Annotated in this window: 16 protein-coding genes and 1 pseudogene; 14 read left to right on the plus strand and 3 right to left on the minus strand. The window is 45.8% G+C overall.

What is annotated here, in order from left to right; all coding sequences use genetic code 11:
* Positions 1-13 precede the first annotated feature (13 nt).
* The 3 genes from era to ACXAD8_RS00250 are packed head-to-tail and all read left to right on the plus strand — an operon-like array spanning position 14 to position 2,323.
* On the plus strand, positions 14-889 hold the full coding sequence (era, locus tag ACXAD8_RS00240) for a GTPase Era (protein ID WP_475232833.1): 876 nt from the start codon (positions 14-16) through the stop codon (positions 887-889).
* A 23-nt stretch (positions 890-912) separates the two neighbouring features.
* Positions 913-1,548 (plus strand): pyridoxamine 5'-phosphate oxidase, encoded by a 636-nt coding sequence (pdxH, locus tag ACXAD8_RS00245; protein WP_475223852.1) that lies wholly within the window; start codon positions 913-915, stop codon positions 1,546-1,548.
* A gap of 10 nt (positions 1,549-1,558) precedes the next feature.
* Positions 1,559-2,323, plus strand: a complete 765-nt coding sequence (locus ACXAD8_RS00250; protein WP_475223853.1) for a TatD family hydrolase — start codon at positions 1,559-1,561, stop codon at positions 2,321-2,323.
* A gap of 43 nt (positions 2,324-2,366) precedes the next feature.
* Here the strand turns inward: ACXAD8_RS00250 and ACXAD8_RS00255 are convergent, their stop codons facing one another.
* Positions 2,367-2,942, minus strand: coding sequence for an AhpA/YtjB family protein (locus ACXAD8_RS00255; protein WP_475223854.1), 576 nt, complete (start codon positions 2,940-2,942; stop codon positions 2,367-2,369).
* A 114-nt stretch (positions 2,943-3,056) separates the two neighbouring features.
* On the opposite strand from ACXAD8_RS00255, the gene serB reads away from it, so the two are divergent.
* On the plus strand, positions 3,057-4,121 hold the full coding sequence (gene serB / locus ACXAD8_RS00260) for a phosphoserine phosphatase SerB (protein WP_475223856.1): 1,065 nt from the start codon (positions 3,057-3,059) through the stop codon (positions 4,119-4,121).
* 39 nt (positions 4,122-4,160) lie between these two features.
* Here serB and ACXAD8_RS00265 read toward each other — a convergent pair whose 3' ends face one another.
* Positions 4,161-4,757 carry a Yip1 family protein gene (locus ACXAD8_RS00265; protein ID WP_475223857.1) on the minus strand — a complete coding sequence of 199 codons (597 nt, stop codon included), beginning with the start codon at positions 4,755-4,757 and terminating at the stop codon, positions 4,161-4,163.
* Positions 4,758-4,976: 219 nt separating this feature from the next.
* Here ACXAD8_RS00265 and miaE point away from each other — a divergent pair, with 219 nt between their 5' ends.
* The 10 genes and pseudogenes from miaE to arsC all read left to right on the plus strand — a co-directional run bounded on the left by miaE (position 4,977) and on the right by arsC (position 11,003).
* Complete coding sequence (gene miaE, locus ACXAD8_RS00270) at positions 4,977-5,765, plus strand: tRNA isopentenyl-2-thiomethyl-A-37 hydroxylase MiaE (RefSeq protein ID WP_475223858.1); 789 nt, start codon at positions 4,977-4,979, stop codon at positions 5,763-5,765.
* A 17-nt stretch (positions 5,766-5,782) separates the two neighbouring features.
* Positions 5,783-6,373, plus strand: coding sequence for a DUF938 domain-containing protein (locus ACXAD8_RS00275; protein WP_475223860.1), 591 nt, complete (start codon positions 5,783-5,785; stop codon positions 6,371-6,373).
* A gap of 17 nt (positions 6,374-6,390) precedes the next feature.
* A pseudogene (locus ACXAD8_RS00280) lies at positions 6,391-7,318 on the plus strand (DUF808 domain-containing protein).
* A 38-nt stretch (positions 7,319-7,356) separates the two neighbouring features.
* A complete protein-coding gene (locus ACXAD8_RS00285) occupies positions 7,357-7,941 on the plus strand; it encodes a YqaA family protein (protein WP_475223861.1) in 585 nt (194 codons plus the stop codon).
* A gap of 20 nt (positions 7,942-7,961) precedes the next feature.
* Positions 7,962-8,402, plus strand: a complete 441-nt coding sequence (locus tag ACXAD8_RS00290; RefSeq protein ID WP_475223863.1) for a hypothetical protein — start codon at positions 7,962-7,964, stop codon at positions 8,400-8,402.
* Positions 8,403-8,418: 16 nt separating this feature from the next.
* Positions 8,419-8,943, plus strand: coding sequence for a MerR family transcriptional regulator (locus ACXAD8_RS00295; protein WP_475223864.1), 525 nt, complete (start codon positions 8,419-8,421; stop codon positions 8,941-8,943).
* A gap of 82 nt (positions 8,944-9,025) precedes the next feature.
* Positions 9,026-9,358: a metalloregulator ArsR/SmtB family transcription factor gene (locus ACXAD8_RS00300; RefSeq protein WP_475223866.1), complete on the plus strand. Its 333-nt coding sequence runs from the start codon at positions 9,026-9,028 to the stop codon at positions 9,356-9,358.
* Between the two features lie 2 nt (positions 9,359-9,360).
* A complete protein-coding gene (locus ACXAD8_RS00305) occupies positions 9,361-9,831 on the plus strand; it encodes an arsenate reductase ArsC (protein WP_475232834.1) in 471 nt (156 codons plus the stop codon).
* A gap of 29 nt (positions 9,832-9,860) precedes the next feature.
* On the plus strand, positions 9,861-10,550 hold the full coding sequence (gene arsH / locus ACXAD8_RS00310; protein ID WP_475232836.1) for an arsenical resistance protein ArsH: 690 nt from the start codon (positions 9,861-9,863) through the stop codon (positions 10,548-10,550).
* A 24-nt stretch (positions 10,551-10,574) separates the two neighbouring features.
* Entirely contained in the window at positions 10,575-11,003 is a 429-nt protein-coding gene (arsC, locus tag ACXAD8_RS00315; protein WP_475223868.1) for an arsenate reductase (glutaredoxin), read from the plus strand.
* Between the two features lie 539 nt (positions 11,004-11,542).
* On the opposite strand, the gene ACXAD8_RS00320 is transcribed toward arsC, so the two are convergent.
* A complete protein-coding gene (locus ACXAD8_RS00320; RefSeq protein WP_475223870.1) occupies positions 11,543-11,968 on the minus strand; it encodes an organic hydroperoxide resistance protein in 426 nt (141 codons plus the stop codon).
* Positions 11,969-12,055 lie beyond the last annotated feature (87 nt).

Raw genomic sequence — 12,055 nt, forward strand, 5'->3', positions numbered from 1 at the left:
AACTTATTGCGGCATGGTGGCGATTGTAGGTCGCCCCAATGTCGGAAAATCCACACTGCTAAATAAAATACTGGGCCAAAAAATCAGTATTACTTCGCGAAAGCCACAAACAACCCGTCACCGGATAATGGGGATTGATACCGAAGGTAATAAACAGGCAGTTTTTGTGGATACTCCCGGTTTACACAAAGATGAAAAACGCGCCATTAACCGATTAATGAATCGCGCTGCCAGTAGTTCTTTGACGGACGTGGGCCTGATCCTGTTCGTTGTAGAAGGTACACGCTGGACTGAAGACGATGAAATGGTGTTGGAAAAAATTAAACACTCTTTCGTACCATGCTGGTTAATCGTTAATAAAACCGACAAAATCAAAGACAAAGATGAACTGCTACCGCATTTCAAACAGCTGGTAGAAAAGTACAAGTTTGAAAAGATTATTCCGGTATCTGCCAAACAAGGTACTGCGGTAGAGGAATTGAGAAGCGAAATATTTAAAACTCTGCCTGAGTCAGAGCACTATTTTCCGGAAGATTACATTACAGATCGCTCGCAACGCTTTATGGCGGCTGAAATCATTCGCGAAAAGCTGATGCGCTTTACCGGTGATGAACTGCCATATTCTGTCACCGTAGAAATTGAACAGTTTAAAATGGCGGAAAACGGCGTATTTCAGATCAATGGTCTGATTTTGGTGGAAAGGGATTCGCAAAAACCAATGGTAATTGGCAAGGGCGGTCAACAGCTAAAACGCATTGGGGTGGAAGCCCGTCAGGATATGGAATCCCTGTTCGATAATAAAGTATTTTTGGAATTATGGGTTAAAGTTAAGTCTAATTGGTCTGATGATGATCGGGCCCTGCGTAGTTTAGGTTACGACGACAACTAACTGCTCCAAACCGAGGTAACACCATGTCTTTGGCTGATATTCGACGAGATTATTGCAATAACCAATCTGATCTCAGTGAATTGGGTGAGGATCCGTTTCAGATCTTTGAGCAGTGGCTGCAAAATGCCATTGATGCCGGTATTCCCGACCCAACGGCCATGACAGTCGCGACAGTCGATAGCAGTGGACAACCTTCACAGCGTATAGTGTTGCTCAAAGACATGAGTCCCAATGGCTTTGTTTTTTATACGAATCTCGAAAGCCGCAAAGCCCAGGAACTATCCCACAATAATAAGATCAGTCTGCACTTTCCCTGGCACTATATGGAGCGTCAGGTGAAAATTTGTGGTGTCGCAGAGAAAGTCGGCATTGCCGAAGCCACCAAATATTTTCTGAGCCGTCCTAAAGGCAGCCAACTGGCAGCCTGGGCATCGGCCCAGAGTCGACCTGTATCTTCTCGCCAAATGCTGCTGCAAAAACTGGAAGAAACCAAACAACGCTTCTCTAAGGGCGATTTAACCTTACCTAAGTTTTGGGGCGGCTATCGGGTGAAAGCACATGAAATCGAATTTTGGCAGGGTGGCGCAGACCGTCTGCACAACCGAATCTGCTTTAATCTGGTGGATGGCAACTGGCAAAAGCAGCGTCTGATGCCATAGCGGCTATCTAATGATTGATAGTCACTGTCACCTGGATTTTGCTGAATTTAACGCCGACCGCCCTCAGGTTTGGCGTAATGCGCAAGCCAAAGGTCTGACAGGACTATTGCTGCCTGGCATTCAGGCTTCGCGCTTCTCACATCTACAAACAATTGCACAGCAACAAGCGGGTTTTTACTACGCACTGGGTTTACATCCCTGGTTTCTCAATGAGCAAAGCGGTACAGATTTGGATGCGCTGGAGCAGCTGCTGCAAGATACCCAAACTGACCCTAAACGCATCGCCATCGGTGAAACCGGACTGGACTTTCACATAGCTGTTGAACCAGCTTTGCAACTACGGGTGTTTGAGCAACACCTGACACTGGCACAACAATTTAACTTGCCAGTCATAGTGCATCACCGTAAATCTCACAATGACATATTGCGTTTGCTGAAACGCTATCCTGATGTCAGCGGTGTTATTCACGCTTTTTCCGGCAGCAGCTATGAAGCGGAGAGCTATGTTAAAGCCGGCTTTATGTTAGGTGTCGGAGGCACTATCACCTATGAACGGGCTAATAAAACCCGAAACGCCTTGCTGGCCGTGGGACTGGAGCATTTGTTGCTGGAAACCGATGCGCCTTCCATGCCTTTACACGGTAAGCAGGGGCAGCGCAATTCACCCGAATTCCTACCGGAAATTGCCTCTGCATTGGCTACGCTGTTTAAGCTGGATATCGACACAGTAAGCAAGCAAACCACCGATAATTTTGAGGGATTATTTCTGCGGTAACAGAGTCATCTTACGAGGTTAATGTGGGTGTCATTAATTTCTATTAATTTCTGTTACGCCACAGCGTAAACTTACGACCTACAATAAATCCGATGATAAGCAGCAAGGTGGCAGCAAAGCCAAATGGGCGGTAGTTGGCCTGAATTACCGGCAGTAATTGTTCCATCAGTGTTTTGCGGCTCAGGGTTATTCGCAAAAAGCCCTGTGGTTTGTTGTTCACCACAAGGTCGGCAATATAAATCTGAGGCGATAACGCCTGGTTGTCGAATAACAAACGTTGTGCCGGTTGCCATTGCTCATTAAATACCGCTTGCCCATCAGGAGCGAACAATACCACTTCAATAATTCCCGGTTGGCTTGCAATGCTGTTCAGCAAGGTGGTGATTGCTTCATTATCCTTGTCATTGATGGCCACCGATAACAGCTCGGTGTATTGATTGAGCAAGCGTTCGCCGGTGATATGTACCCAGTCATGCCACTTTTCAGTTTGGTAATTGCGCTCAACAACATACAAGTAAAAGCCTACAAGTAATAATGAGACGGCGATCAACAGATTAAATACCCGTTTCCAGACACGTTTTTTACGTTGTTGTTCGCTGAGAATTTCTACCAGTGGCATAGGTGTATTGGCTGATTAGTTCTGGGTCATGTTTATTTATTATGAATCTCAGAGTATCACTTTAGTGCGGTTAAAGGGTAGAATTCCACAAAAAGTTATCCAGGAACTGAAAAATTGTATCTCGCGAATTTGTCTCAGCAAAACCTTTTTGATTTTCACCTGTTGGAGATTTTTGCCAACGTCAGAGCCACACTGTTTAACCTGACCGACACTCAATTAAAGTTTTCTGCGGAAGCTTCGGTTAATGCGGAGTCTTTACAGTATCAGGATATTACCGGTGAAATCTTACCTAAACTGCCCGAGCAATCTGCCCGGTTGGTGGTGCTGGGGGAAGGGCTGAATGTCGAAAAGCTGCTCAAGGTGCAAGAAGCGCTGACAGAGCAACTTGAGTTCGCTGGATGGAAAATCAGTCCAAGAGCTACGGGTATAGGTGTTGTTGCTAAGGCCTGTGTAACAACTAAAGCTGCCACCGATATTAATGCAAAACTAGATGACATTGCGAATCAACTGCACATTGAAATCGCCTTTGTCGAAAACCCGCCGGTGCTAAACCAGGGCGGGCTAATGGTTATGGATATGGACAGCACTCTGATTGCGGTGGAGTGTATTGACGAAATTGCCAAACTGGCGGGGTTGGGTGACAAGGTGGCGGAAATCACCGAGCTGGCCATGCAGGGCAAATTGGACTTTAAAGAGAGCTTGTACAACAGGGTAGCTTGTCTCAAAGGTGTGGATGTGAGTTTACTGGAGGGGATACGCGATCGTTTGCCATTGATGCCCGGAGTATCCAAACTCATTAGTTATATGCATCGCCATCAATGGAAAGTGGCCATCGCTTCCGGCGGATTTACCTTTTTTGCCGATTATCTGAAGGAGCGTTTGAGTCTGGTTGATGCCATATCAAATGTATTGAAAGTGGAAGACGGCAAATTAACCGGGGAAGTCATTGGTGATGTGGTGGATGCGAATGTGAAAGCGCAAACGCTGCAAAGATTGGCTCAAAAATTTGATATTGCTGCGACGCAAACCATTGCAGTGGGTGACGGCGCAAATGATTTGGTAATGATGCAGGCCGCCGCCTTTGGTGTGGCATATCACGCCAAGCCGGTAGTTCGTCAGCAGGCCAGTGTAGCCATCCGATTTGGTGGCCTGGATACTTTGTTAGATTATCTGGATTAAAACTACCACCGGCCATGCAAAGTGGCCGGTGTGAGCTGTCTAATAATAGACAGGGTGAAACAACCATCCCCAGGCAATGACAGTGGCAATCATGGTGGCAACCAGCAATAAAATAGCGGCTGTCACAATTGAACTGGCATAGACAAACCCTTCTTCAACCGGGATGCGCATAATAATCGGCGTACCCACATACAGCAGATAGATAGAGTATGCTAATGCTCCCATGGCAATAAAGCTGAAAAACCACAGTTCCGGATAAAATGCTGCCAGACCAGACATAAATAGTGGGGTGGCGGTATACGAAGCCAGTTCTAAAGATTGTGCCCAGGTGGGTTTGGAGTCGTAATGCTTACCCATGTAGTGGATGATATAAGTCAGGCCAAAAATACCGGTGAGCAACACCGAATAGATTATAAAGCCCAGTAACAGTGATTCATTGGCCGATAAGAAAATGCGGTCTCCAACACCGATGCTCCAGCCTAAATACTTTGCAGAAAACCAGGCCATAACGGCTGGAATAAATGTGATAATGGCGATGTGAGAAAGACTGAACTTCAGACTTTCATGGCGTTTTTCGATGGTATGCCATTCTTCTTTGGGATGAGCGTAGATGCCCCACAAATGATTCAGTACCATTTTAACCCCTTGTTATTATGGCGTTAACAAAATGTTAACGATTGTTGAGATTTTCATCGACCAGAGCTTAATCGTCAACAGGTTTATTCGATTTGGGTGAATTTTTATCCGCTTGTTGCTTGGTTTTGGTGCATTTCCTTCGGTGGAAATTGGGGCGGGCATAGGGTAAAGTTGCGGCCTTTGAATTTGGCCTGATGTAGCGTCGTAACTGAGGCAGACATGCTAGAGAAATATCAGGAGTTGTTAGCTCCTATTCACTCTTTTTTACACTGTGAAACTCCCCAAAGTTGGTTGAGCGAAGCCACTAAACCTGAAAATTTACACACGGTATTGTTAGATCATCTGGTTTGCGAATTAAAAGCGGCACAATCTGCCATGTTGCTGATCCGCAAATATGCGGTGGATCCCGAAAGCACCCAGGCATTATTAAACTGGCTCAAACCCTTTGAAGATTTTACCTATCGCAAGCAAGGGGACTGGCGCACACTGGCGGAACACAATCGCCTTAACAAATCTATGATCCCTCGTGGTGACAAGCCATTTAGTCAATCGCTCATAGACAAAATGGTGTTGTTAATTAAAGAAGAGTTACATCATTTTTATCAGGTCTTAGAAATCATCTATGATCTGGGATACGAATATGATTACATCAGCTCCAGCCGCTACGCGAAAGGTATGTTAAGCCACACCAAAAACCACGAGCCCGATGCCTTTATAGATAAACTGATTTGTGGCGCTTATATCGAAGCCCGCTCCTGTGAACGATTCGCGAAACTGGCACCGCTGGTGGATAAACGTCTTGGCGAATTTTACATTTCATTATTGCGTTCCGAAGCGAGGCATTATCAGGATTATCTTACGCTGGCCGAAGATATTGCCGGATCTGACATTTCTGAGCGCATTGCTTATTTTGGCAAGGTGGAAGCACAACTGATCAGCTCTCCCGATGAAGATTTTAAATTTCATAGTGGTGCGCCCGTTCATGCGTTATCCTCTGAGGCAATGTAAATTGCTTCAGAGTTACTATGTCAAAACACTACAGCCAGGCTTGTGAAAACAACCGTCTCCCGATCCTAAGCCAACTAAAAAACTATTTTGCGGATAAACAACAACTGCTGGAAGTTGGCTCTGGCACCGGGCAGCATGCCAGTTACTTTGCTCCCGAATTGCCACATCTGGTGTGGCAAACTTCTGATGTACCGGAAAATCACCCCAGTATCAACGCCTGGCTGGCAGACACCCACTGCGAAAACCTGCGTCCCCCTATCGCCTTATGCATCGGGCAGGACAGTTGGCCAGACCGAATATTTGATGCTATCTATACTGCGAATACCGCGCATATCATGCAAGAAGATGAAATTCGGTTGTTAATGCAACTGGTAGCAAAACATTTACCTTCCGGTGGAGTTTTCTGTCAATATGGGCCATTCACTGAGCAGGGCCAATTTAACAGCGACAGTAACCGGGCCTTTCATCAACAATTGATTGCTCAGGGATATGGCGGCTATCGGGATATCGATGAGCTTAAAGCTTGGGTTCAGGGAAGCGGTCTGACACTCAAAGAGATTATTAACATGCCGGCCAACAATTTAATGTTGGTCTGGGTAAAAGCCTAAAAAAGGAAGCAACAAAAATGGCAGCAAGTAGTCTATTAGCATTACTCGATGACATCGCCACTATTCTGGATGATGTGGCGGTTATGTCCAAAGTGGCCGCGAAGAAAAGCGCGGGCGTATTAGGCGATGATTTAGCGTTAAATGCTGAACAAGTGTCAGGCGTTAAATCCGAGCGAGAATTACCGGTGGTTTGGGCGGTAGCCAAAGGCTCATTCCTTAATAAGTTTATTCTGGTGCCGTCGGCCTTGTTGATCAGTGCCTTTTATCCGCCACTTATTATTGTACTGCTGGTTATAGGCGGCTTGTATTTGTGTTTCGAAGGCTTTGAAAAAGTCTTTCAGCAAGCTGTTTCATGCAAAGGAGGATAAGGAGCATGATCAGGCATTATTGCAGGCGGCAAAAACCTCGGCTGAAAGTTTAAAAGCATTCGAAGAAAATAAGATAAAAGGGGCAATACGCACTGACTTTATCTTATCTGCAGAAATCATCGTTATTGTGTTGGGTACGGTGCAACAGCAACCGATGCTGCAACAAGTTCTGGTGTTAAGTGGCTTAGCTCTGGCCTTTACTGTTGGCGTTTATGGCCTGGTGGCTGGTATCGTAAAATTGGACGATCTTGGACTGTATCTACTGGAACGGAGCAATAGACTCTTAACCGCCATCGGAAGGGGAATATTAGCCTTTGCGCCTTTTTTGATGAAGACCTTGTCTGTGGTGGGAACCCTGGCCATGTTTTTGGTGGGCGGTGGTATTTTAGTGCACGATATCCCGTTTCTGCATCACATGGAAGAAGCATTAATGCAAGCTGTGTCTGGCGTGGTGGGCACTAGCGGTTTTTGGGCCGGGCTAGTATCTTTGATGAATTCTCTGGTTGTTGGTGTTGTCGCTGGTGGTTTGTGCTTGTTGCTCTGGTGCGGTATAAGCCGCTTTAAAGTAGCCTCTTAATCCAGGTTAACTGGTGGTATTGGGGACTCTGAAATTGTATGAATACTGTTAACAGCCGTCTTGCCGATAAACTTCTGACTTTAGCACGCTCTAAAGTGGTTTATCCTGTGCTGGTATTGGTGTCGTTTTTGGAGTCCATTCTGATCCCGGTGCCGCTGGAAGCCATACTGATCCCTTTGATGCACAACAACCGGGAAAAAATTAACTGGTTAGCAGCTTGTGCATTGCTGGGATGTGTTATTGGTGCCATCACCGGCTACCTGGTGGGAATGGTGTTTTACGAGCAGTGGGCTGAACATCTTTACCGTTTATTTGGCGATAAACAAACCTTTGATCAGGTGATCAGCGCCATCGAAGCGCAGGGCTTTGTTTATATTCTGGCTGTAGGTGTAACGCCCATCCCCTTTCAGGTGGCAATGTTGGGGGCGGGCGTAGCGCAATATCCTTTCATGTTGTTCCTGCTTGCCACACTCATGGCTCGTGGTATCCGCTATTTTGGTCTGGCGCTATTGGTTTATTATTTTGGCCCGGCCGCTGGCAAAATGTTCAAACGCTATAAGTACCCCATGGCCGGAGCATTTACCATTGTGTTTATCGGATTTCTTTATTTTCAGTTTACCTGATCACCGCTATACAGTTCAGCATGGAGTTTTTATTGAGAGAAAACCCTATGCATCAGCCTTATCAATTTACCCGAGACGACGAGATATTCATTCAACAATTCGAAGACTGTAGCTTACCTGCCAGTCAATTTGATCATCTTGGTCATATCCGACTGACATTTTTGATGTTACAACGTTATCCTCAGGAGATTGCCACTGAAAAGGTGTTAAATGGCATCAAGGCCTATGCAGAGTCGCTGGGCGCAAAAGACAAGTTTCACAAAACATTAAGCTGGTTTATGGTGCAATTGATAGCCAGCCGATTAGCCACAAAGCCAGGCACTAGTTGGGCTGATTTTACAACGAACAATCCAGATTTAATCTACGATAATAAAGTCTTAGTACTGCAATACTATCAGGCAGACAGATTACACAGTGACAAGGCGCGAAATTCCATCCTTAACCCGGATAAAGGCTATTAAATTAAGGTGAAGCAGAATGTACAGCATAGGCAAACTGGCCAGTGAACATGGCTTATCCAGGGGAACGCTGCTTCACTATGACCGCATTGGATTGTTATCGCCATCGGGGCGAAGCAATGCCGGTTATCGCTTGTATTCTGAACGGGACAGAGCGCGATTAAAGCAGATTTGTCATTACAGGGATACCGGTCTCAAACTGGATGAAATCAGGTTGTTGCTGGAGAAAGGGGGCGATACCAGTGAAATTTTACGGCAGCGCTGCCAACTCATCAGTCAGCAAATAAGCCAGTTAAAACAGCAGCAAAACAGGCTGCTTGCGATGTTAAACAACTCGCAATTAAAGGACTCAGGACAAATCCTGAATAAGGCGCAGTGGGTAGCCATTCTGCGCAATTGCGGTATGGACGATGATGCTATGTGGCAATGGCATCGGGAGTTTGAACGTGCCGAACCAGAGGCACATACCCGGTTTTTACAAAGTCTCGGCATTGATGAGCCAGAAATTCAGCGCATAAAAGCGCGTTCCGTTAGAGCGAACTGACCTTTGCTGCAAATTTTTCATAGACGCAAGTTTCAATATATGTGAATATTCATATATGTAAAAAAACATATGTGTTTATGTCGTGAACCCATTACAAATTTTTAAATGCCTTGCGGACGATACGCGCCTTAAATCACTGCTGTTAATTCAGCAAGTGGGAGAGGCTTGTGTATGTGATTTGATGTATGCACTGGACCTGGAACAACCCAAGATTTCCCGACATTTGGCGGATCTGCGCCGTTGTGAAATTGTGCAGGACGAGCGCCGTGGCAAATGGGTTTATTACCGATTACACCCTAATCTGGCACCCTGGGCCAAAGAGGTACTTGCACTGGCCGCCAGGGATAATCAGGACTTTTATGACATCAGTCTGCAACGACTGCAATCTCAATTAAATTGTTGCCCACAGGATTAATGATGAAAATTCTCTATATCTGTACTCACAATCGCTGTCGAAGCATCCTTTCTGAGGCGATAACCAATGAACTTGCTCATGGCCTGATTGAAGCCCGTAGTGCGGGCAGTCAGCCTGCTGGCGAGGTTCATCCACTTTCTATTAAATATCTCAGGGAAGCTGGCTATGCCACCGCTGGTTTGCAAAGCCAGTCCTGGGATGAGTTTGAAGATTTTGCCCCTGACCTGGTGATCACTGTTTGTGATTCTGCCGCTGGAGAGAGTTGTCCACTATGGTTCGGAAAATCAGTAAAAGTCCACTGGGGACTATCTGATCCGTCAAAACTGCAAGGCAGCGAAGCAGAAATTAAGCAGGCCTTTATGGACTGTATCGAAGAGATTAAAACCCGGGTTTTGTCGCTGACCGAAGTGGCTGCTGCTAATCACACCCCGGAAACACTAAAAACAGAACTGGCCAAATTGGGAGCTAATTAGTGAATATCGAAGATAAAAACATGCCAAATATGGATATGGCACAATTGCAAATCCCAACCTTCGAACAGGTTAAACCGGTTGATTTTGCGCATCCTCCCAGGTTTTTATTGTTGCATGGCTCTCTCCGGGAGCGTTCTTTTAGCCGTTTGGTAATTGCTGAATGCGCCCGAATTCTTGAGCATTTTGGCGCAGAGGTGAAGATCTTCGATCCCCATGGCTTGCCTCAAACCGACACAGAAGAAGTAGATCATCCTAAGGTTCAGGAATTAAGAGAGCTGATGACCTGGTCTGAAGGGCAGGTGTGGTGTTCGCCTGAGCGCCACGGCTCCATGACCAGTATCTTCAAAAGCCAGATTGATTGGGTTCCTTTGTCTTTAGGCGCGGTGCGCCCCACGCAGGGTAAAACCCTGGCGGTGATGCAGGTATGCGGTGGCTCACAATCTTTCAATGTAGTACAACAATTGCGACAACTGGGTCGCTGGATGCGCATGGTGACCATTCCAAATCAGTCTTCCGTGGCAAAAGCCTTTTTAGAGTTTGATGATAATGATCGTATGAAACCGTCGGGTTACTACAATCGCATTGTTGACGTAATGGAAGAGCTGATGAAATTCACTTTATTGCTGCGTGGTAATAAAGATTACTTTGTTGACCGCTATTCTGAGCGGGTGGAATCCGCAGAAAAGCTGATGCAGCGTGTCAATCAGCGCAACATGTAATAATCCTTAAAGATGGAGAGAGCCATGGTAGTCATACATCATAATCCAGAATGTGGTACCTCGAGAAACGTACTGAAAATTATTCAGGATGCAGGTTATGAACCGGTTGTTATAGAGTATTTGCAGCAAGGCTGGAGCAAGCCACAACTACAGGCATTATTCGCAGCAGCAGGTCTAACCCCCAGAACGGCGCTGCGTACCACTAAATCTCCGGCAGAAGAGTTAGGTTTACTGGAGGAAAGTGTTTCAGATGCGGTGATTTTGGAAGCCATGCTGGAATACCCAGTGTTGGTTAATCGCCCCATTGTAGCGACCCAAAAGGGTGTGCGTTTGTGTCGGCCTAGTGAAGCCGTGTTGGATTTGTTAGATAATTGGCCAAAAGGGCCTTATTACAAAGAAGACGGTGAAATGATTTTGGATGCCAAAGGCAATCGAACGGGCGGTTCAGAATAAATCGGCAGCTATTTTCAGGTTTGACGAAATATAAGCGACTGGGCCAATACTCGAAGCAGTGCTAACAGCATCAAACAATATACGCCCAGTTGCAACAACCGAAAAGCCAGTTCACCAAGTGCTGATATAGTTAATTGGCCCAGCCCGAATTGTGGGCCTTTTCTGCCAACGTATGAGCTGTGCCGTTGCTTTTGAACGCGCCCGAGTAGTCTCGAAAGTTTCTGTTTAACGCTGCAAACATTGAGCTTAAAGGTAAGGTTTTGTATTGCGTTATTCATCAGTAGACCCTCCAGGTAGCAAGTTTGGTTAACTGACTGTCTTATTTTCCTTATCGGTCATTTTGAAAAATTGTTCAATCTTTAAACAGTTTTTCAATTCAGCTGAGACTAAGCTGTTTCGGGAAATTGAGCAGAATAATTAGAGCGGGATATCTACCCCGTTGAGAATACCCAAACTACGATAAGCTACCTGATTTAAGCTTGAGAAGTTGTAATTCTACAAGTTTTGTTACGGCGCTTGTTAGTAGTTTGGGATTGGTATTATGCTGCCAATGTCACCTGCACATCCACATTACCACGGGTAGCGTTGGAATATGGGCAGACCTGGTGAGCTTTAGCAATCAGCGCTTCTGCGACGTCTTTTTCTAATCCTGGCAAGCTGACAGACAGGGCGGCGCTAATGGCAAATCCAGCGCCTTTATCGTTTTGACCAATGCCTATGGTGGCTTTTACCGACAAGTCCTCCGGTAATTTCAATTTTTCTGCACCGGCGACAAATTTCATTGCACCGATAAAACAGGCAGAGTAGCCAGCTGCAAATAATTGCTCCGGGTTAGTTCCTTCGCCACCGGCACCACCTAATTCCTTGGGTGTGCTCAGGGTAACGGATAGACGGTTGTCTTCAGATACTGATTGACCATCACGGCCACCGGTTGAGGTTGCTGAGGTTGTATAAACTGGATTCATGGGATCTCTTGCTTGTTAAGTTATTCAAATAAAGATTATCGCGATAACTAAATGGTTGTTAAAAAAGCTCCGAAGAGCTTTGTTGCT

The sequence above is a fragment of the Planctobacterium sp. AWH2_060 genome (assembly GCF_056158425.1).

Excerpts from the sequence above, each read along its gene's own strand:
- ACXAD8_RS00320 (WP_475223870.1), bottom strand. The coding sequence starts at position 11,968 with ATGAATCCAGTTTATACAACCTCAGCAACCTCAACCGGTGGCCGTGAT.
- arsH (WP_475232836.1), top strand. The coding sequence starts at position 9,861 with ATGGATATGGCACAATTGCAAATCCCAACCTTCGAACAGGTTAAACCG.
- ACXAD8_RS00275 (WP_475223860.1), top strand. The coding sequence starts at position 5,783 with ATGTCAAAACACTACAGCCAGGCTTGTGAAAACAACCGTCTCCCGATC.
- pdxH (WP_475223852.1), top strand. The coding sequence starts at position 913 with ATGTCTTTGGCTGATATTCGACGAGATTATTGCAATAACCAATCTGAT.
- ACXAD8_RS00255 (WP_475223854.1), bottom strand. The coding sequence starts at position 2,942 with ATGCCACTGGTAGAAATTCTCAGCGAACAACAACGTAAAAAACGTGTC.
- ACXAD8_RS00290 (WP_475223863.1), top strand. The coding sequence starts at position 7,962 with ATGGAGTTTTTATTGAGAGAAAACCCTATGCATCAGCCTTATCAATTT.
- miaE (WP_475223858.1), top strand. The coding sequence starts at position 4,977 with ATGCTAGAGAAATATCAGGAGTTGTTAGCTCCTATTCACTCTTTTTTA.
- ACXAD8_RS00285 (WP_475223861.1), top strand. The coding sequence starts at position 7,357 with ATGAATACTGTTAACAGCCGTCTTGCCGATAAACTTCTGACTTTAGCA.
- ACXAD8_RS00265 (WP_475223857.1), bottom strand. The coding sequence starts at position 4,757 with ATGGTACTGAATCATTTGTGGGGCATCTACGCTCATCCCAAAGAAGAA.
- arsC (WP_475223868.1), top strand. The coding sequence starts at position 10,575 with ATGGTAGTCATACATCATAATCCAGAATGTGGTACCTCGAGAAACGTA.
- ACXAD8_RS00250 (WP_475223853.1), top strand. The coding sequence starts at position 1,559 with ATGATTGATAGTCACTGTCACCTGGATTTTGCTGAATTTAACGCCGAC.
- era (WP_475232833.1), top strand. The coding sequence starts at position 14 with ATGGTGGCGATTGTAGGTCGCCCCAATGTCGGAAAATCCACACTGCTA.
- ACXAD8_RS00295 (WP_475223864.1), top strand. The coding sequence starts at position 8,419 with ATGTACAGCATAGGCAAACTGGCCAGTGAACATGGCTTATCCAGGGGA.
- ACXAD8_RS00305 (WP_475232834.1), top strand. The coding sequence starts at position 9,361 with ATGAAAATTCTCTATATCTGTACTCACAATCGCTGTCGAAGCATCCTT.